Genomic DNA, 20,112 nt, shown 5'->3' on the forward strand with positions numbered 1-20,112 from the left:
GCAACTTAAATTTCTTTCACTATAACTCTTACTATCCTTGGTACTATAGCTTTTATTATACCTTTGATTATGTCTTCATTATTACTAGTGCAACTTACTGCAACTTAAATTCCTTACATTATAACTCTTATTATCTCTGCTACTATAGGTTTTATTATGCTTATGATCATATCTTCATTATTACTAGTGCAACTTACTGCAACTTAAATTTCTTTCGCTATAACTCTTATTTTCCTTGATACTATAGCTTTTATTATACTTATAATCATATCTTCATTATTACTAGTGCAACTTACTGCAACTTAAATTCCTCTCACTATACCTCTTACTATCCTTGGTACTATAGCTTTTATTATACTTATAATCATATCTTCATTATTACTAGTGCAACTTACTGCAACTTAAATTTCTTTTACTATAACTCTTATTTTCCTTGATACTATAGCTTTTATTATACTTATGATCATATCTTCATTATTACTAGTGCAACTTACCGCAACTTAAATTTCTTACATTATAATTCTTATTATCTCTGCTACTATAGGTTTTATGATATCTCGATTATCACTAATACAACTTAATTTATTACTTAGCAACTATAGTAAATATTGATCTATCCCCAAAAAGGAATATATTTCATATATCTTGGGGCTGTTTCATCATCTACTGCTTTTATACATCCACTATCTAGTGCATTTTTAATAATTCTTGAAATTTTGTATCTTTGCTTATCAGGAACACCAAATAAATCTCTTAAAACATTATTATTAATACATTCCCCTTGCACATATAAATAACATGCATGCATATAACATGTTCTTATTCTATCTTCCTTACTTATCATATCAAAAGGAACCTTAGAATATAATGTCACTTTAGTAAACATATCGTTTTGGTTCTCAACTTTAGGTGCTATAAGATTATTTTTACTTGTTTCATATACAACTTTATCATATCCACTTCCTCGTTCTTCACAAATACCACATTTATGCATAAAGCCTGCTAAATTCTCGTTTCTTGATACAGCAACTGTATCGACAATTCTCTCAATCGCTACTAAAGGAGCTCCTGCATTTGAAATTTCTATTCTATTATTGAAAATTTCAATCATCGGACTAGTTCCGCTTTGAGCTATATTTTGATGGATTAAACAATTTGCTAATAACTCCCTAATCGCTATCTCGGGATAAGAAATTTCTGAACGTCGTATTCCATTCTCAATAACCTCCTTTTGAGGTATTATAGTCATTACATACTCTATAATTTTTTCAAAAGAAACTGCATATCCTTCTAAATACTTGGTTTCTCTTATAGTTTGCAGCTTAGTATTATCTTTATACCAAATTACCCTTACATATTTATGACTTAAGCCACTAAACTTTGTTATATCATGAGCTAATATAAGAGCTCCCATGTTAGTAATATCATAAAGTCCAGCATCGTTTTTTACAATAAACTTTTCATCTATAAAGTCACCTATAATTTTTCTATAGTTACTAGGGACAGCTATATTTAATTTACTATAATATGCTTCATAATTTAGAAGTTGTAATACTTCTTTAGCTTTCTTACTATCCTCTGAGATTTTCAATTCCTCCAACGTAGTATCAAAAGATCTCCATAATGATCTTTCTTTACTTGGAAAATCCTTTAATTTTTTCTTATTACTACCTATTCTTATATACTCTATACCTGAAAATTTTATTGGTTGTATTTGTGCTCTCGGTATAACTAATATTGTAATATGCTTCCCTCCAATCTCAATCTCTTTAAAATTGATATCAATTCTAGGTTCTATCACTCGTGATAACCATGCTTCCAGCTCTTCTCCACCTTTTTTCTCAGTTCGATAGTAGAAATTTGTACCTTCAATTATATGTGTTTCATCGTCTATCCCCCAAATAATATAAGCTTTTTCTTTACCCAAGATGGCTGCAGAATTACTCAATGCTGATATATATTCCCCTATTTTATTTGGATCTATTTTATTTTTCTTAAATTCAATCCATTCCGTTTCTTTTGGATACTTAGTTAATTCAACTACCAAATTTCTCAAATAATCATTATCCATTGTCAAAATAACACCTCGATTCATTTATTATGTTTATAACTTATTTCAGTTACTAATAATTATAACATATTACTATTTATTAATATAGATCATAAAATTGTGTATATAATAAAAACCAATTGAGAGTTAACTCAACTGGTTTTTTCAAAATTTATATTAGAAAATATCTACTTTTCTTTCTTCTCTTCATCTATTTTCTGTTGATACATTTTTAGAAGGACAGATAATCTTTCCTCATCACTAGAAAATTCTTTTTTACTATATAACTTATCAATATATCTATCTAATGCCTTGTGAGCATTTAAAAGACGCTGATTCATAGGTTTCGGATTTTTTGTCGCCAAAGGAGAACCATATAATTCTGCTAAACTCAATAATTCCTCATCACGAACATCAAGAATATATGATATTCTATCCTCTATTTCTAATTTATCTTCTTCACTTAAATCAGGTATTGGGAATGTATTATAGACTAGTGTATTGGAATATCTATAACGTGTTTCTAATTTTCCTCCTATATTTTTTAACCAGACCATGTGCATTCTTGATTGAAGAAGACCAAGAAGATATAAAGGTGCATTATAAATAACTTGAGCTCCATCTGAGATTATGTATTCTCCATTATCAACTATACCCATTGGTACATATAACCTGTTTTCTGAAGAAGTCCTAGGAACTATAATATTAAACATTTCATTAGGATCACCATTAAAATTATCAGTCGCCTTCTCATAGCCTCCTCTTACTACAAATAAGTATGGAAATTCTGCATATTCTTTTGTTTGTGATTGAGAACTATTAATTCTATAATTTCTCACAATATTTAATCTTTCTTTAACAAAAGGCAGATCTCTATATTCTTTTATATTACTTTCATTAAACCACATTACATATCGATAATCACCTGCTATAAATTCATTAGATCCTATAAATTTCTTGCAAACTTTCTTTAGTTGTGGATATATTTCAACTTGTTTATTATATTCGATTTTTGATAAAATTAATCCACCATCATCTCGAGCCATGTTTCCATATACCATTCTAGATATATTTCTATTAATATTTTCACTTCTATTTTCTACAAATGTGGTTTCTCCCTCCGCCAAATAAGGATTAATATTCTCTACCTTTTTTACTATTTCCTGATTACTTTCTTCACTATAAATATACTTTTCTTTTGAATCATTTTTTGCTGTTAATCCTACGACAATAACCGTTACTCCTGCATTTGCCTTAGCACTATTTTGCCATTTAAATGATGTATAAGCAAAACCAATTTCTACCAATTCTAAAATTGGCTTCCACATTAGTGCAACCTGTTCCCCTTGACATATACTATTTGTAGATACAAATGATAATTTACTGTTAGTATTCTCTATATACTTAGCCCCAAGATAAAACCATGCACCTATATAATCCAATCTCTTATATTGTGTTACACCTTTGAAAATATTTTCCATTTCTTGGTTTTGTTCTTTATTTAAAAGTCTCGCCCCTAAATACGGTGGATTTCCAAAGATAAATACCTCTTCATCTTCAGTTCTAGGACATACTTCCTGCCAATCTATTCTTAGTGCATTAGCATTGTATATTCCACCTATTTTTTTTAATGGAATAGTAGGACGTGCTGCTGATTTTAGTTTCTCAGCTAGTTCAACATTCATCTGGTGATCTGCTATCCACATACTCAGCATAGCAACATCAGAAGCAAAGTTATCTATCTCAATACCATAGAATTGATCTAATTTAACATATTCTAAGTATAGTTGTGCTTCTCCTAGATTCTCTAATTCTTCGTAGATTCTCATCTCTACTCGACGCAATTCTTTGTACGCTATAATTAGGAAATTTCCTGATCCACAGGCTGGATCTAAAAACTTCATTTTTGAGATTCTTTCTAGTAACTCAATCAATTTCTTTGCTTTATTATTATTCTTTAACTCACTATCTACTATTTCAGATATCTTGTCATTTAACTCATTTAAAAATAATGGTTTTATAGTTTTTAATATGTTTGGAACACTAGTATAATGCATACCTAGATGACTTCGTTTATCACTACTTGCCACTGCTTGTAACATTGAACCTAAAATATCAGGATTAACTTCTGCCCAATTCAACATTTCTCCTGCTTCAATAATTAGTTTTCTAAGTTTGTAATCAAAATTCACCTCAACATGATCCTTAGTAAATAGATTTCCGTTAACATATGGATAATCTACTAAGTATGATGCAATTTTATCTTTATCAAAAATATTTGTTGATAATTTTTCGAAAATAGTTTTTATTATAACGTTCGTATCACTACCATCCTCTTTAGTTAAAGTTTTCAAGTCATTTGAAAACTTATTCATTGGAAAGATATCTGTATCTTCAGCAAATAAACAGAATAATATTCTTATTAAAAATAAATTTAGATCTTCTGAATCTAAATCAGGATTCTGTTTTACTAACTCATCATAAACTCTAGAAAATCTCTCGGCTGCTTTGACATCCATTGGATTTTCTTTTTCATAATCCACTTTTTCAATATTATTCCATGCTAAAAAGAACGAAAAACTCTGTGGTAATTCTTCAAATTTTATCGCTAATCGTTCTAAAGTTTTTGTATCTTTAGCATATAACTCGTTAAAATCCGTAACAATTATGTATCTTGGTTTTGTTTTTCTTTGCAATACTTTGTTCTCAAGAGCTATATAATTATCTAGTAGATTGTCTTCTTCAGCTTTTATTAAAAACTTTGTCTTGTTTTCTAATCCATCATATACACTTACATTTTTAACTTTTTTTATTGCAGACTTTGCTACTCCACTGTACAATTCTAAGAAATTAATAAAAAATGTTTCTTTATCCAAATTAGTTATTAATTCTTTTATCTTATCTTCTAAATCAATTAACATCCCATTTCTCCTTCATCCTAATAAATATATTATACTCTAAAACAATTATATTACAAAATAATAGTTAAATTTACATTTACTTCTATGATATAATTTAGTTAAAAGATAACAAAAAGGAGGTATCAAATAATGAAAATTTTAGATTTCTCTAATAAAATTTCTAAAGATACTGTAATAACAAATCTTAATTTATATATAGACACTATTGATAAAGCTCTAGAGATTAGAAATAGGCCTGAGGCTTATTCTATATTAGAAGATATCAGGTCTGCTCTTAGGAATGAAATAACTGCATATAAAAATATAAAAGAACATGTAAATAATTCGAATTTATTCAACAATTATTTCAATTCTTTAGATTCAGCGTTGAGAAAAAGTAGTTCCTATAATAGCAGATCTATGGATAATCTAAAGAAAAATCTACGAGAGGTACGCTTTGAACTAGATTGTTGTAAAAATACAATAAAATAAAATATAAGAGAAGAATATGCTCTACTCTACATATTCTTCTCTTAGTATTCATTCACTTTATTTAGTATACATACTCCTATCCACATCAACCAATATCCAATCTCTTGTGTCTGCTATTTGGCGTCCGTCTTCAATTAGCGTTGTATTGAAGTTAGGTGCAAAAGTTTGAACGTCTCTATCACTCACTCTTAGCACATATCCTACCCAGTATCCATAAGTAGAATTCGGTGTGATAAAATATTTATCTGTTGCGTATAATTGTAAAAAATTATCTTGGATATCTTGCTCTTCGATTACTATTTCATTCGAAAAACTAAATAATACTTTTAATTTTGGAACTAATTCTTCTTTACACCAAGTTGTGTCATCTGAAGTTATTCTTATTGTTAAATCAGAGATATTACCTTCTTTTTCTTTTATTATTTCTAAACAGTCAATTACATATTTAACCGCGTCATATCCATATTTCTCTGCCCTATCTCCATCTAAAAAGTCTGTTCTTCTTATCGCTATTGTTATATTTTTATTATCAAACTGGCTAGATAGTTCTTCTGCTCTTTCTAGAAGATATTCCCTGCAAAATGAGTCCAATACCTCTACATTATAATCTTGCCCTGATACTTGATAATAACCGAATGGTTCTAGCTCACAACCTTGTGCTTTTCCAAATAATCGTTCTGTTTTCGGAAAGAAACTTTGAGCGAATTTAAAATAACCTGTTCTCAGAACATAGCTTTCTTCTATGCCAGCTAATCTATCTTTATGTGCTTGCATTAATAGAAATAGTAGATTACCAAGTTGAAATCCTCTGTCGTTATAATAAACCTTCATTCTAAATTTCCTTTCCTATATTTTTTGTTTTATAAAATATCTACCTAAAAATGTATCCTCATTTGGATTTTTATAAAGATCTTTTATTTGTTTCCCTGTAAATATTTCAGTCTCTACTATACTAGTTTTTAACCCTTGTGATTCTTCCATATTTTCTACAATAGTTCTAGCTAACGCAGATATCGGAGTAACCTGGAAAATTTTATCATCAGGATAAATATCTACTATGTTCGGCAACTTTTCTAGTAAATTCTTTGGTAATTCATTATACCCTTCCCAAAGATTAGCCTCCTCTATCTTTTTATAATAATTCATTAGTTCTGGTAACTTTTGAATATAATCATCAGATAAAAAAATCCACTGCTTCGTTATAATATCACTAATAAAACCTTTATTTAAACTAGTTCCATATAGAGTATCTACTAAATAAACAGTATGATTACTATGATAACTCAGAACACTATCTAGAACCATTTTTTGAACTTTTCCATATGATTTTTCCGCTTCAGAGATGGTTGCTTGTGATGATATTAGAATAAATCTTTCTGTTTTTACTTCCTTGATTGTTTTACATAATTTTTCTATATCTTTGTCACTATTATCAAGTCCTAAATTTGTTTTCAGCTTCCCTGAAGATGGAGCTGCACAAATAACAATATCATATTCATTATTCATAGCATCAGATAAATTCTTTCTAGTAAAAGAATTCACATTTAGATTATCTATTTTAAGTAACTGATTAAATATTTCCTTTCCTATTGAGCCTGTTGAACCTATTAAAGCAATGTTCTTCATTATTTCACATCACTTTCTATAATAGCTATCACTTCGTCATAAGATAGACTTCCCTTATCTTTTTCCGATATTATTGGCGTTGTAGTCATATCCCAAGGTAAGTTAAGTTTTGGATCTAGTGGAGTAATTCCTAAGTATTTTTCATTAGGATTATAATAACCAGTTACAATATAATTCAATATACCATTTTCTACTAAAGATTGTGCACCGTTAGCAACACCTTCAGGAACAAATACCGCCATACCAGGCTTCACATCAAGTGACATTACCTTTTTATATGTAGAAGATTCTCGACGTAAATCTACAAAACACATTCTAAATGTCCCCCGCGCAACAGTCATTAATTTTGCCCAACCTTGGCAGTGCATACCTCTTAGAGTTCCTTTATTCGACACTGAAACATTGTTTTGCAGGTCATTATTGAAGAACTCTTCTGGCACTCCAAATTTTATTAAATCATTTTTCTTCCAGTTCTCTAAAAAATATCCTCTATCATCATGATGAAGTGGACTTGTCAAAACTAATAATCCATCAATACTATTGTATTCTTTACATAAATCCATTTCCTAAACCTCTTCTCTATATAAGTCTACTTTATATTATCATACTTCTTTTGTACAAACAAGTTGAAGAAAACTAAGCAAAAAGAAAGATCTATATAACCAAACTTAATCGAATTTCCTAGGAAATAATAAATACATTTGATTATATAAATCTTATTTTTAAACTTTCTAAAAGTAAGCTAAAACGTCAAAACTTCTGTTTTAATTTTCTTACTCAAATACCTTTATAAATCTTTTTTGAACTTTATCACAGGTATAACCAATATGTTCATAAAATTTATGCGCTTCTTCACGTTTCATTGCAGAATTTAATCTAATAAAGCTAATATTATTATCTACGGCATAGTTTTCTAACTTATCCATTAGTTTTTTACCTATTCCCCTACCCTGAAAATCAGGATTAACGGCAAGTCCTAGAATATTTAATCCTAGATCACTGTAGAAACTTTCATACATTTGCGCATGAACAAAGCCTATAATCTTCCTTGTATTTTCATCTTCATAACCGATAATAATATGTTGTTTCTTATCATTAGTTAACTTTTCTATTTGTTCTTTTACATTTTCAATATCTACATCGTAACCTAACGCAGCTTTACAAATTTCTGCAACTTCCGGTGTATCTGCAATATTTATTTCCCTAAACATATACTCACCTTCTGTTATTTTTATATTATTTAACGTGCAACTTACTGCAACTTAAATTCTATTTTTACTTCACAACTTCTATTAAAGCTTGTTTTACTAAATCGAATTCTCTTGTTCGAAGTGTTCTCATATCAAGAATTAATTCATTATCTTTAATACGTGTAATAATAGGTATTTCCACTTCTAAAAGACGACGTTCTAGTTCTGTTGCACTTAGTCTTGGATGTTCTAATTTCACCACAACACTTTCTAGGTAACTTGCTGGATAGCTTCCTCCACCTACTTCTGCCTTATCTTCAGCTATCGTAATCTTGAAGTCTAAGTCACTAAGTTTTGTTTTTAGAACGTCTGCTTTACCAAATAAACGTTCTTTTGATAATGAAATCATGTGTAATGTCGGAATGTGTTCTAATGCTTCTTTTTCATCTAAATATAATTTTAAAGTAGCTTCTAATGCAGCAAGAGTCATCTTATCTACACGTAACGTACGAGTAAGCTGGTTCTTTTTCATTTTTTCTATATATTCTTTTTTACCAACTATAATACCTGCTTGTGGCCCTCCTAGAAGTTTATCACCACTGAAAGTTACTATATCAATACCACTATCAAGAACTTCTTTTACAGTTGGTTCATAAGGTAATCCATATTTAGAAAAGTCTACGAACTGCCCGCTTCCTAGGTCGTTTATAGATACTAGTTCATTTTCACGAGCAAGGTAAGATATCTCTTCATTAGATACTTCTTTAGTAAATCCTAAAATCTTATAGTTACTAGTATGAACTTTTAACAATGCTCCTGTATTGTCATTAATCGCATTCTCATAGTCTTTTAAGTGTGTTTTATTCGTAGTACCTACTTCAATAGGTGTACCGCCACTTAGTTTTATAATTTCAGGAATTCTAAATGCTCCACCGATTTCTACCAACTCTCCACGAGAAACTACTATTTCTTTATCTTTAACAAGTGTGTTTAACGTCAATAGTACTGCCGCAGCGTTGTTGTTAACTACAAGTACATCTTCTGCACCTGTCAATTTTTTGATAATATCAATAAGGTGAACATAACGACTTCCACGTTTCTTATTATCTATATCAAACTCAAGATTAGAATAGTTAAATGCTACACTCTCAATATTTTCTTTAATCTTCTGACTTAGTAAACTACGACCTAAGTTTGTATGTAATATTGTTCCAGTTGCATTTATAACTCGACGTAAAGAATTTCTGTCTTCTTTTTTTACTATTTGTGTAACTTCTATTACAATTTTCTCTAAACTTGGAACTTCGAATAATTCTTCATTTAGTATTTCTTGTTTAATTCTATCAATATATTCTTTTATCGCTGATTTCACCGCTACTTCTGAATATTCATTTATCAATGCTTTTACTTCATCTAATAATAAAATCTTATTTATTGCGGGAATTTGTGATAATAATTGTTTTGACATAATAATTCTCCTAAATTTCTTTTGCTAATGTTTTTATAGCATTAATAGCATAGTCTACTTCTTCTTCTGTATTCATACTAGAAAAAGAAAATCTCACTATACCTTGTTCTTTTGTCCCTAGTACCTCATGCATCAGAGGTGCGCAGTGTGCTCCAGGTCTAACAGCAATGTCATATTCTTCAGCAAGTACATCTGCAACATCCGAAGCTGAAATACCTTTGAAATTTAACGAAACTACTGCTGTACGTTCTTTTGTAAAATCCCCATAAAACTCTAAACAGTCTAGGTCTTTTAATTCGTTATAGAATTTGTTCGCGAAGTTCATCTGTTTATTATAAAGATTTTCTATTCCCTGTCTATTTATATATTTTATTCCCTCATGCAAACCTAAGATTCCCGCAGTGTTAAGTGTCCCCGCTTCTAAGCGCAATGGATATTCTCCCGGATGTTTTTCATCGAAAGTTCTAACTCCACTTCCACCGACTTTAAATCTCTTAATTTCAGGTTCTTTAAGTCTTACACATAGTCCCCCAATACCTTGCGGTCCGTACAGACTTTTATGCCCAGTAAAACATAGAATATCTATTCCTAGTTCATCTATATTGATAGGAACAACTCCTGCAGTTTGCGATGCATCTACAACTGAAATAATATTGTGTTTTTTACAGATGGCAGTAACTTTTTCCAAGTCTACTATATTTCCTGTAACATTAGAACCATGAGTGATAGCGATCATTTTTGTATTAGGTTTGATAGCTTTTTCTAGTTCCTCATAATCGATTAATCCTATTTTTCCAGCTCTAACAATCGTATAGTCACATCCTATTGTTTCATGAGCTAAATAAACTGGTCTTAATACTGAATTATGTTCCATTGAAGTCGTAATTACATGATCTTCTTTTTCTAATAATCCTAGTATTGCTATATTTAGGCTTTCTGTAGAATTACTCGTAAACACTACTCTGTCTTCATCTTTCATACCAAAAAATTTCGCAATGTCACTTCTTGCTTCAAACACTTCACGAAAAGCGTTATTCGCTTCATAATAACTACCTCTTGATGCATTTGCATATTTTCCCGATGATAGTACTTCGTAGACTTTGTCCGCTACTTCTTTTGGTTTTTTTAATGATGTTGCTCCATAGTCGAAATAATAACTCATATCCCTTACCTTATCTAAGTCAATTTTGTACAATGACTTGGTTTCCTTCTTTATTTATTTTTTCGCTAATACTCGATAATTTTCTATACGTCTAGTAATTCCTAGCTTATCAATATATTCTAAAATAGCCATAGAATATTTTCTACTAGAACCTGTCATATCTCTAAATTCAGCTAATCCCATTTGTTCATTCGCACTAAAGTGATCTTCTACTTTTTGAATAGCTTCTTTTAATACATTAGCATGTAATACTAAATCAGCATCTAATCTTACTATTGTATTGTCGATTAGAGATTCTAATATCTCAACTTTCGGTTTTTCTCCGTTTGTTAAATCTTTAATAGTTGGTGGTGTAAATCCTCCTTCTAGTAAAGCCTTCTCTATTCTTTCTTTTTCAGCCAATTGTTTCTTATCATAATTAACTACGAAATCTTTTTCGGCTACTAAGTTGCCTTCTACTCGAATTTCATTGTTTACTATAAATAAATCAAGTAACTCTAATGTTTCTTTTTGAGAAAGTTTAAACTTAGAAAGCACCTCAATTTTAGGAATACCTACTTTTAATTTAAATCTATTATGATATTCTACTAATAATTTTTTCAGTTTTTCTAATACTTCTTCGTATTTTTTCTTATGAATATATCCTAACTTAGTCTCATAAACTGTAGCTGTTTCTACTAGTTGTGTTATTGATTCTACTACCTCTTCTTCTGGAAGTTGTAAATCTTTTACGATACTATCTTTAGAAACTAAATAGTTATTGTGTGATAGTATATAGTTAGCTATTAAATCTGATGTGTTCCCTTCAAGTTGCACTTTAAGTTTTTCAAGAATTTCTTCATTAAATCTTCTATGTTTATTAGGACTAGCATCCAAAATTACTCCCCCACCTATTGTAATCATTGGTGAATAAGTACGAATGATGAATTTGTCATAATTTTTAACCGCTATTTCATCTTCTAGTCTAAGTTGAGCAAAACTACTCTCTCCTGCTTTTAATAAGTCTGTTCCAAGTGGTACAACCCTTGCCATGACTTCTTCAGTTCCTATATATACACGCACCCTATCCCACAGTTCAAGGTTAGCTCTCTCATCATTGATTAATTTAATCTCACTATCTAACATATAAGTCTTTGTTAATGAATCTGCAGTTGCTAGAGTGTCTCCACGTTTTACATCATCAAACTTGATGTTTGCTAAGTTTATCGCTGTTCTTTGTCCGGCGTAGGCTTTTTCTACATCTTTTGCGTGAACTTGTATATTTCTTACTTTTGTTTTTATTCCTTTTGGATAAATAATAAGTTCATCACCTACATTTACTACACCTTCTGTAAGAGTTCCTGTAACAACTGTTCCAAATCCTTTTACCTGGAATGAACGATCGATATTAAGTCTAGCATTTTTCTCAATATTTTTCGCTTCGATATCTTCTGTTTTCTTATCAATTGTTTCTAACAGATTGTCTAAACCTTTTTTACTAATTGAGTCTACTTCTATAATTGGAGAGTTCTCAAGAACTGTCCCAGCGATGAATTCTCGAATATCTTCTTTAACAAGTTCACGATATTCTTCTTCAACTAAGTCTATTTTCGTCATTACGATAATGTAGTTCTCAATTCCTAGTAACGTTAAAATGTCAATATGCTCTTTCGTCTGTGGCATTATACCTTCTCTTGAGTCAACTAGTAATAATACTAAGTTTATTCCACTAACTCCAGCTAACATATTTTTTATAAATTTTTCATGTCCCGGAACATCAACTACACCACATCTTTTTCCACTTGGTAAGTCAAAATAAGCAAATCCAAGGTTTATCGACATCCCTCTGTCTTTTTCTTCTTGAGTAGTATCTGTTTCAATCCCACTTAGAGCCTTTATCAGGGTCGTCTTCCCATGATCTATATGCCCTGCAGTACCAATAATTACATTGTTGTTCATACAATTCACCTTTACACATTATATTAAGAATAGAGATTATGCGAGAGAACTTTACAAAATAGATTTTAAACTTTCTCTATAATAACCTCTATCCAAAATTTTATTTTAATTTATAATCTTTTAATTCTGTTATTATTCTTTTGATTCCAGCTTTTCTAGAATAATACAAACCACGATATTCGATTTTTTCATCTTCTAACATTTTTACAACATTATCGAAATTATTCCAAGCTGTTTTTAGCATAAACCCACAACCTACACCTATAGATGGATGTGTTGGAATAAGTGACGCTCCCATTTCTCTTTCTAGACAAATGTTATCCGCCTTTATTGAATCGTGTGTACTATTAAAAACTACTAATCCTTCTTCTACCATGCTTCCTCCTACGGTTGAATTACTTTGTTAGCTTTTCTCATGTCTTCTACAATGAAGTACATATTCGTTGGATTCCCAACTGCTAAATCAATTTTGTGATAATCGATACATGCCCCACAGCAAACTATCTCTACTCCGCCTTCTTCTAGTGTTTTTAGCTCTTCTAGTACGTGACTTCGAGTTTTATCTACTAAAATTCCACCATTATTGTAGAAAATAATTTTTTTAGGAAGAACTTCTTGTTCACCTAAAGCATAAAGATATGCTTTAATTAATCTTTTACCTAGTTCTTCACTACCATGTCCCATTTGATCTTTGTTAATCACAACGATATAACTGTCATCTTTAACAACTGGTAAAGCTTCTAATTCCGGAGTTTCTTCTCTTGTAATTTCAACTTTGAAGCCACCTTCAATATCAGAAACTTTAAACTCATAACTGTTTTTATCAGCAAATTTTCTAAGACTTTCTACACTATCTTCAGTTTTAACTAATAAAGTTACTTTTGTATCTTCTTCTAGTGCACGTGTAGCTTGAGTTACGGGAACAACACATTTATCACATAATGTATCCACAACTACACCATCGCTCGCTTCCCCCTTAGAAATAGTAACGATATATTTATCTTTTGCTTCTTCTTTCACTGAGAAATTGAACCCTAATTGTGTAGCCATTTTTTCTAAGTTTTGAGTAGCTATAATATTGTCTACGATTGTTTCTACTACATCATTTTCTAGTAATAATTTTTTTGTTTGAATAACTGGCATCGGGCAAGCTAAACCCTGTGCATCTAAAATTTCTTTTTTCATACTTATATTCTCCTATTGTCTTCTGAGTTATTTAATAATAACTGCTTTTTCTTGTTTTTCTATAACTTTTCCTACTATAGCACTCTTAATTTCAAGAGTATTTAGTTTTTCTAATAATTCGTAAGCTTCACTTTCCGGTAAACTTATTAAAAGTCCTCCAGATGTTTGTGGATCATACATTATTTCTTCTAATGCAAAGTCTTTAATCTGATATTCTACATTTGGCTCAACAAATGTTCTATTAAGTTGCCCCCCTGCAGTAATAACAAATTCATTTGCACATTTATACGCTTCTTCGATATATGGAATATCTTTCGAATATACTTCTGCTGAATGTTTACCATCCAACATTTCTACAAGATGTCCTAAAAAACCGAATCCAGTAATATCTGTACAACTATTAACATTAAAATCTTTCATCATTTGAGCAGAATATTTATTAAGTGTTGTCATTTGTTTAACGCTTTGAGCAAATGCTTCTTCTGAACATTCTTTTACCATATGAGCTGTATTAATAATACTCACTCCTAATGGTTTTGTTACAATTAATAAATCTCCTACTTTACAATTATTGTTTTGTAATATTTTATCAGGATGAACAATTCCTGTTACTGATAATCCGTATTTTGGTGTAGTATCGTGAATAGAGTGCCCTCCTGCAAGAACCCCTCCTGCTTCATGAACTTTTTCCGCTCCACCTTTTAGTATTTGATGTAAAATTTCTAAGTCCATATTCTCTGGGAAAGCTACTATATTTAATGCTGAGATAACTTCTCCACCCATAGCGTAGACGTCACTTAGCGCATTAGTCGCTGCAATTTGTCCATATAAATATGGATCATTTATCATTGTTGTAAAGAAATCTAATGTTTGAATAATCGCCTTATCTTCGGAAATTTTATAAACGGCTGCATCATCCGAAGATTCATACCCAACTATTAAATTTTTATCTTCTTTTTTTGGAAGGTCTTTTAGTATATCTGATAAGGCTCCCGGCCCTATTTTCGAGTTTCAACCTCCACAAACTATCATGTTCATTTTCTTCTCTGACATATTTACCTCCTATACTACTACTTATCTATAATTATACTACTTCACAGTATAATTTAAAAGCATTATTTAGTTTTTTAATGTAAGAATAGACAACTAACAAATAGTAATTTTCATCTGTTAATTGTCTATAATTTTATTTATTATTTTTTGAAACTTACGTGAACGTGGTCATAGTGGTTCGCAGTTACTCCACCACGGTTAGGCATCAAGTTCCATGTATTTGCTGGACCATAGATGTTAAATTGTGGCATATAGAATCTTTGTTTCCAGATAATGTAATAAACTCCAAGTTCATCCATGTGCTTAGTTAAGTACTCCGCAAGTTGATCACCTTGTGCTGAGTTTACTGGTACCATGAAGTCTACAGCCATACCTGAGTTATGTCCGTGACCAGTTCCATCATCATCACCCGCTCTAAATAATGAAAAACTTGTTATACCGAATTTTTTCGCTAAAGCTACTTTCATCTTTTTAGTATGTGGTGTTAATCCATTCATCGCAGGATCTGCTAATTCTGCAGCAGTTACTTCTGGTAATCCTCCAGCTACTGTAGTTGTTTGTTTTGCTTCAGCTGCTTTTTTAGCTTCTGCTTCTTGTTTTAATTTAGCATCAGCCGCTGCTTTCGCGTCCGCTTCTTGTTTTACTTTAGCGTCAGCTGCTGCTTTTGTTTCTGCTGTTTTCTTAGCTTCGGCTTCTTTTTCTGCTTTAGCTTTCGCCTCTGCTTCTTGTTTTAATTTAGCATCCACCACTGCTTTTTCTTCAGCAGCTTTTTTAGCTTCAGCTTCTTCTTTAGCTTTTTGTTCAGAAGTTACTTCTCTCTTCTCAGCAAGTTGATCTAAAGTTGTTTTATTTTCAGTGTTTTTATCTACTGGTTTAGCTGCTTGTTCTTGAGAATCAGCGACTTCTACATCATAACTTACTACAGCGTTGAAAGTATGATCCCCTAAAGTTACAACAGATTTAACAGTTTCTCTTTTAACTGCAGTATGTGGTAATTTTCTAGTAGGTACGGCAGCATTTATGTCGATTTCATACTCTACTACTTCTCCTGCTTTAATAGCTTCTTTTTTAACTACATATTCTTTTCTATCTTCTGTAGTTACTCGTGCAACTACATTAGTAACATTTTTAGCTGTTGTAAGTTTCACATAATAGTGTCCATTCTTTTCATAAACACTAGCTTTTACATCTTTTTTATTAACATTAACTGCTGCATTATTAACTTCATTGGCAATTGTAACTGCTCCAGATGCTCCAACTAATAATACTAACCCTGTTAATATTCTTCTAGTCAATTTCGCTTTATTCATTAAATTTCTCCTAAAATTTATTGTTGAGTCAATTATATCTGATTTACATATTTTAATCAATAGAATTTCTGATTTGTAATAAACCCTAACTTTCATTACAGCAATGTTACAAACTTCAATTTAGTTACATTAGCATCACAATAGGCTTTCTTATGATATAATAAGTTACATTTGTAGATATACTCTTCAATTTAGTAATCAATTTGTAACAATATAAAAAAAGCCAACTATCATCTAACTTTAGAAATCTAATTAGATTTTCTATAATCTTGATGTTAGTTAGCTTAATATATTTAGTTTAGTATTTTTTATTTACCGTTTAGATAAACTTTTGTTGATCCATCTAAGTATTTACCTGCTTTTGCAGTAGTTCCATTAAATACTCCATTTGAGCTTTGGTGTTGTACAAGATATACTTGACCATTTTTAATTGTTACTCCTGCACCAACATCTCTAGCAGTTTCATCTAATAATGTATTTCTGTGTCCATATGGATAAGCTGGAACTACATTACCAATTTCTTTAAATAAAATATCAAATAATTGTTGTGCAACTTGTTCAGGTGTTCCCGAATCACTAGTTATTGCAATATTTGCTAAAATGTAGTTAGCATATCCTGCTGCTCTAGCCGCATTTGTTTCATATTGGATTGTTCCATTTGGTCCGTGAATATTTCCATCAATCGCACGAGTTGTTACATCTGAACTTCTAAATTTAGAAGAAGAATTTAATGCTGCATTCTCAGATAAAGCTGGTAGTCCATTAATGCTTCTTAATTTTGCTACTTTATCTAAGAAGGCTCTTCTTATTTGCTCTTCCCTACTTCCTGCTGTTGGTGTTGCAGGTGTTTGTTGTTTTGCTTTTTTAGCTTCTACTTCTTTTGCTTTCGCCTCTGCTTCTTGTTTTGCTTTTAGTTCTGCAGCTTTCTTAGCTTCTGCTGCTTTTGCTTCTGCTTCTTGTTTTAATTTAGCATCAGCCACTGCTTTCGCGTCCGCTTCTTGTTTTACTTTAGCGTCAGCTGCTGCTTTTGTTTCTGCTGTTTTCTTAGCTTCGGCTTCTTTTTCTGCTTTAGCTTTCGCCTCTGCTTCTTGTTTTAATTTAGCATCCACCACTGCTTTTTCTTCAGCAGCTTTTTTAGCTTCAGCTTCTTCTTTAGCTTTTTGTTCAGAAGTTACTTCTCTCTTCTCAGCAAGTTGATCTAAAGTTGTTTTATTTTCAGTGTTTTTATCTACTGGTTTAGCTGCTTGTTCTTGAGAATCAGCGACTTCTACATCATAACTTACTACAGCGTTGAAAGTATGATCCCCTAAAGTTACAACAGATTTAACAGTTTCTCTTTTAACTGCAGTATGTGGTAATTTTCTAGTAGGTACGGCAGCATTTATGTCGATTTCATACTCTACTACTTCTCCTGCTTTAATAGCTTCTTTTTTAACTACATATTCTTTTCTATCTTCTGTAGTTACTCGTGCAACTACATTAGTAACATTTTTAGCTGTTGTAAGTTTCACGTAATAGTGTCCATCTTTTTCATAAACACTAGCTTTTACATCTTTTTTATTAACATTAACTGCTACATTATTAACTTCATTGGCAACTGTAACTGCTCCAGATGCTCCAACTAATAATACTAATCCAGTCAATATTCTTCTAGTCAATTTCGTCTTACTCATTAAATTTCTCCTAAAATCTATTGTTGAGTCAATTATATCTAATTTACGTATTTTAATCAATAGAATTTCTAATTTGTAATAATCCCCAATTTTCATTACAATTTTATTACAACTTTTTATTTAATTACATTAGCATTATAACAAGTTTTCACAGAGTATAATTAGTTACAATTGTAGATGTCAATGACAATAATGTCTTCAAATTGTAATATAAGAAAGCTACCTAACATCTAACCTTGGTATTGCATCCAAAAAGTTGGACAAAATATTAAGTTATTTTTGTTTAGTATTTTAAACTTTAAAGCCATTAAATTTTATTACTTTTAGTAACTTTCATTCCTTACAGTTATTTTAGATTTTTTGAACTATGTTGTGCCCAGTTAGGTGAGAATGAAATATTATAAGCTATTATCTCCACATTATATCCATCAATTATAGACGCTAAATAAACTTTATCTTCTCCAACTTTGAATTCAGTTACATCTATATAACATTTCTTTATCGGTTCTGAGGTGAAGAAATCTCTATCTATTATATTATCTACATTATCTGCGATTTTTCCAATTTCTCCTTTACATAAGTTGTATTTTCTAGTAGGTCTTACGAATGATAACACACCTAGTTTTCTTGTTAATCTTAAAACTTTTTTATGCTTTACTATAAATCCCATATTTTTAAGTTCTAATGTTATTCTTCTATAAACCATATCTATATTTGTTCTTTTCCTGAATTAATAGAATAGCTTCTTCTGTATTTTTATCTTTGTCTTCTTTATTTTTTGTATAATAATATGATGAACGAGATAAGCCTAAAATCTTTAATAGTATATTCAATTTATGTGTCTTCTTTAATTCTTCTACATATAGTGAAGTAGCGTATATAGAATTTCCTATTATTAAAACTTCATTGATTATATCTAGTTTTAATTCTGATGAATAGTAATTATTTTTCCCTTTAATCAGTATAATTTCATCATGTAAATCAGCTAGTTTGACCATGTACCTCACATTACTAGGGTCAATTTTAAACTTTTTAGCTAGTTCCTTATATAGATATCCTTTTTTCTTAAGTCTATATATTTCTATCTTGTTTTCAGCTACTAATTTCATAATAAATAGCCCTCCAAAATTTGTTCAAATTTGGGGGCTATTACCCTTTAGAAATCTAATTAGATTTTCTAAAATCTTGATGTTAGTTAGCTTAATATTTTTAATTTTTTATCTTATACTGGTTGACCATTTCTGTAAATAGTATTTAATCCATCTAAATATTTACCTGCTTTTGGAGTAGTTCCATTAAATGCTCCATTAGAGCTTTGGTGTTGTACAAGATATACTTGACCATTTTTTATAGTCACTCCTGCACCTACATCTTTAGCAGTTGCATCTAATAAAGTATTTCTGTGTCCGTATGGATATTTAGCTACTACATTTCCAACTTCTTTGAATAAGATATCAAATAATTGTTGTGCCACTTGCTCTGGTGTTCCAGAATCACTTGTTATTGCAATATTTGCTAAAATAGAGTTAAGATATCCTGCTGCTTTTGCCGCATCTTTTTCATATTGGATTGATCCATTTGGTCCATGAATATTTCCATCGATTCCACGAGTTGTTACATCAGCACTTCTATATTTTGAAGAAGAATTTAATGCTGCATTTTCTGATAAAGCTGGTAATCCATTAATATTTCTTAATTGCGCAACTTTTGCTAAAAATGCTTTTCTTATTTGTTCTTCTCTACTTCCTGTTGCTGGTGCTGCTGGTGTTTGTTGTTTCGGTTTTTCAGCTTCTGTTTTTGTAGCTGTAGCTGCTTTTTCTTCTTTAACTGCTTGTTTTTTAGTTTCAGCAGCTTTAGTATCTTCTTTAGCTGGATTTGCTACTGCACTTCTGTCCGTTCCAGTAACTGGTGTTGTTGGTTGTTTAGCTAAATCAGCTGGTTTATCAGATGGTTTCTCATTGTCTGAAGTATTTGGTCTAGCAACAGTTGTTTCAGCTGCTTTTGGAGCTTCAACTAAATCAGAACAACCAGCAGCAACAGCTCCTGCAGAAAATACAACTAAACC

At 30.7% G+C, this 20,112-nt stretch carries 18 protein-coding genes; 1 reads left to right on the top strand and 17 read right to left on the bottom strand.

Annotation, left to right across the window (positions count from 1 at the left end; translation table 11 throughout):
- Positions 1-613 precede the first annotated feature (613 nt).
- A complete protein-coding gene (locus RYK99_RS07050) occupies positions 614-2,071 on the bottom strand; it encodes an RNA-binding domain-containing protein (RefSeq protein ID WP_314991320.1) in 1,458 nt (485 codons plus the stop codon).
- Positions 2,072-2,238: 167 nt separating this feature from the next.
- Positions 2,239-4,971, bottom strand: coding sequence for a DNA methyltransferase (locus RYK99_RS07055; RefSeq protein ID WP_314991322.1), 2,733 nt, complete (start codon positions 4,969-4,971; stop codon positions 2,239-2,241).
- A 129-nt stretch (positions 4,972-5,100) separates the two neighbouring features.
- On the opposite strand from RYK99_RS07055, the gene RYK99_RS07060 reads away from it, so the two are divergent.
- Positions 5,101-5,442, top strand: coding sequence for a hypothetical protein (locus RYK99_RS07060; RefSeq protein WP_314991324.1), 342 nt, complete (start codon positions 5,101-5,103; stop codon positions 5,440-5,442).
- Positions 5,443-5,499: 57 nt separating this feature from the next.
- On the opposite strand, the gene RYK99_RS07065 is transcribed toward RYK99_RS07060, so the two are convergent.
- The 15 genes from RYK99_RS07065 to RYK99_RS07135 all read right to left on the bottom strand — a co-directional run.
- Positions 5,500-6,273, bottom strand: coding sequence for an alpha-1,2-fucosyltransferase (locus tag RYK99_RS07065; RefSeq protein ID WP_314991326.1), 774 nt, complete (start codon positions 6,271-6,273; stop codon positions 5,500-5,502).
- 15 nt (positions 6,274-6,288) lie between these two features.
- Positions 6,289-7,068 carry a hypothetical protein gene (locus RYK99_RS07070; RefSeq protein WP_314991328.1) on the bottom strand — a complete coding sequence of 260 codons (780 nt, stop codon included), beginning with the start codon at positions 7,066-7,068 and terminating at the stop codon, positions 6,289-6,291.
- Positions 7,068-7,631, bottom strand: coding sequence for a dTDP-4-dehydrorhamnose 3,5-epimerase family protein (locus RYK99_RS07075; RefSeq protein WP_314991330.1), 564 nt, complete (start codon positions 7,629-7,631; stop codon positions 7,068-7,070). The genes RYK99_RS07070 and RYK99_RS07075 overlap by 1 nt, the downstream gene beginning before the upstream one ends.
- A gap of 210 nt (positions 7,632-7,841) precedes the next feature.
- Complete coding sequence (locus RYK99_RS07080) at positions 7,842-8,279, bottom strand: GNAT family N-acetyltransferase (protein ID WP_314991332.1); 438 nt, start codon at positions 8,277-8,279, stop codon at positions 7,842-7,844.
- 64 nt (positions 8,280-8,343) lie between these two features.
- The gene (selA, locus tag RYK99_RS07085; RefSeq protein ID WP_314991334.1) at positions 8,344-9,726 is read right to left on the bottom strand and encodes an L-seryl-tRNA(Sec) selenium transferase; all 1,383 of its coding nucleotides are present in this window, start codon (positions 9,724-9,726) and stop codon (positions 8,344-8,346) included.
- A 10-nt stretch (positions 9,727-9,736) separates the two neighbouring features.
- Positions 9,737-10,921 (bottom strand): aminotransferase class V-fold PLP-dependent enzyme, encoded by a 1,185-nt coding sequence (locus RYK99_RS07090; RefSeq protein ID WP_314991336.1) that lies wholly within the window; start codon positions 10,919-10,921, stop codon positions 9,737-9,739.
- A gap of 21 nt (positions 10,922-10,942) precedes the next feature.
- Entirely contained in the window at positions 10,943-12,826 is a 1,884-nt protein-coding gene (gene selB, locus RYK99_RS07095) for a selenocysteine-specific translation elongation factor (RefSeq protein ID WP_314991338.1), read from the bottom strand.
- 100 nt (positions 12,827-12,926) lie between these two features.
- Complete coding sequence (locus tag RYK99_RS07100; protein ID WP_314991340.1) at positions 12,927-13,202, bottom strand: DUF3343 domain-containing protein; 276 nt, start codon at positions 13,200-13,202, stop codon at positions 12,927-12,929.
- Between the two features lie 8 nt (positions 13,203-13,210).
- Positions 13,211-14,011 (bottom strand): sulfurtransferase-like selenium metabolism protein YedF, encoded by an 801-nt coding sequence (gene yedF / locus RYK99_RS07105; RefSeq protein ID WP_314991342.1) that lies wholly within the window; start codon positions 14,009-14,011, stop codon positions 13,211-13,213.
- 27 nt (positions 14,012-14,038) lie between these two features.
- Positions 14,039-15,013 carry a selenide, water dikinase SelD gene (selD, locus tag RYK99_RS07110; RefSeq protein WP_399544148.1) on the bottom strand — a complete coding sequence of 325 codons (975 nt, stop codon included), beginning with the start codon at positions 15,011-15,013 and terminating at the stop codon, positions 14,039-14,041.
- Between the two features lie 191 nt (positions 15,014-15,204).
- A complete protein-coding gene (locus RYK99_RS07115) occupies positions 15,205-16,374 on the bottom strand; it encodes a hypothetical protein (protein ID WP_314991345.1) in 1,170 nt (389 codons plus the stop codon).
- Between the two features lie 308 nt (positions 16,375-16,682).
- Positions 16,683-18,047: a CAP domain-containing protein gene (locus tag RYK99_RS07120; RefSeq protein ID WP_314991347.1), complete on the bottom strand. Its 1,365-nt coding sequence runs from the start codon at positions 18,045-18,047 to the stop codon at positions 16,683-16,685.
- Positions 18,048-18,393: 346 nt separating this feature from the next.
- Positions 18,394-18,753, bottom strand: coding sequence for a hypothetical protein (locus tag RYK99_RS07125; RefSeq protein ID WP_314991348.1), 360 nt, complete (start codon positions 18,751-18,753; stop codon positions 18,394-18,396).
- Positions 18,743-19,156, bottom strand: coding sequence for a hypothetical protein (locus tag RYK99_RS07130; protein ID WP_314991350.1), 414 nt, complete (start codon positions 19,154-19,156; stop codon positions 18,743-18,745). The genes RYK99_RS07125 and RYK99_RS07130 overlap by 11 nt, the downstream gene beginning before the upstream one ends.
- A 113-nt stretch (positions 19,157-19,269) precedes the next feature.
- Positions 19,270-20,112: CAP domain-containing protein (locus tag RYK99_RS07135; RefSeq protein WP_314991352.1), on the bottom strand; the 843-nt coding region annotated here is incomplete at its 5' end.

The sequence above is a fragment of the uncultured Gemella sp. genome, from assembly GCF_963537375.1.
Lineage (GTDB): Bacteria > Bacillota > Bacilli > Staphylococcales > Gemellaceae > Gemella.

Coding starts and splice junctions, on each gene's coding strand:
- RYK99_RS07050 (WP_314991320.1), bottom strand. CDS start 2,071: ATGGATAATGATTATTTGAGAAATTTGGTAGTTGAATTAACTAAGTAT.
- RYK99_RS07055 (WP_314991322.1), bottom strand. CDS start 4,971: ATGTTAATTGATTTAGAAGATAAGATAAAAGAATTAATAACTAATTTG.
- RYK99_RS07060 (WP_314991324.1), top strand. CDS start 5,101: ATGAAAATTTTAGATTTCTCTAATAAAATTTCTAAAGATACTGTAATA.
- RYK99_RS07065 (WP_314991326.1), bottom strand. CDS start 6,273: ATGAAGGTTTATTATAACGACAGAGGATTTCAACTTGGTAATCTACTA.
- RYK99_RS07070 (WP_314991328.1), bottom strand. CDS start 7,068: ATGAAGAACATTGCTTTAATAGGTTCAACAGGCTCAATAGGAAAGGAA.
- RYK99_RS07075 (WP_314991330.1), bottom strand. CDS start 7,631: ATGGATTTATGTAAAGAATACAATAGTATTGATGGATTATTAGTTTTG.
- RYK99_RS07080 (WP_314991332.1), bottom strand. CDS start 8,279: ATGTTTAGGGAAATAAATATTGCAGATACACCGGAAGTTGCAGAAATT.
- selA (WP_314991334.1), bottom strand. CDS start 9,726: ATGTCAAAACAATTATTATCACAAATTCCCGCAATAAATAAGATTTTA.
- selB (WP_314991338.1), bottom strand. CDS start 12,826: ATGAACAACAATGTAATTATTGGTACTGCAGGGCATATAGATCATGGG.
- RYK99_RS07100 (WP_314991340.1), bottom strand. CDS start 13,202: ATGGTAGAAGAAGGATTAGTAGTTTTTAATAGTACACACGATTCAATA.
- yedF (WP_314991342.1), bottom strand. CDS start 14,011: ATGAAAAAAGAAATTTTAGATGCACAGGGTTTAGCTTGCCCGATGCCA.
- RYK99_RS07115 (WP_314991345.1), bottom strand. CDS start 16,374: ATGAATAAAGCGAAATTGACTAGAAGAATATTAACAGGGTTAGTATTA.
- RYK99_RS07120 (WP_314991347.1), bottom strand. CDS start 18,047: ATGAGTAAGACGAAATTGACTAGAAGAATATTGACTGGATTAGTATTA.
- RYK99_RS07125 (WP_314991348.1), bottom strand. CDS start 18,753: ATGGTTTATAGAAGAATAACATTAGAACTTAAAAATATGGGATTTATA.
- RYK99_RS07130 (WP_314991350.1), bottom strand. CDS start 19,156: ATGAAATTAGTAGCTGAAAACAAGATAGAAATATATAGACTTAAGAAA.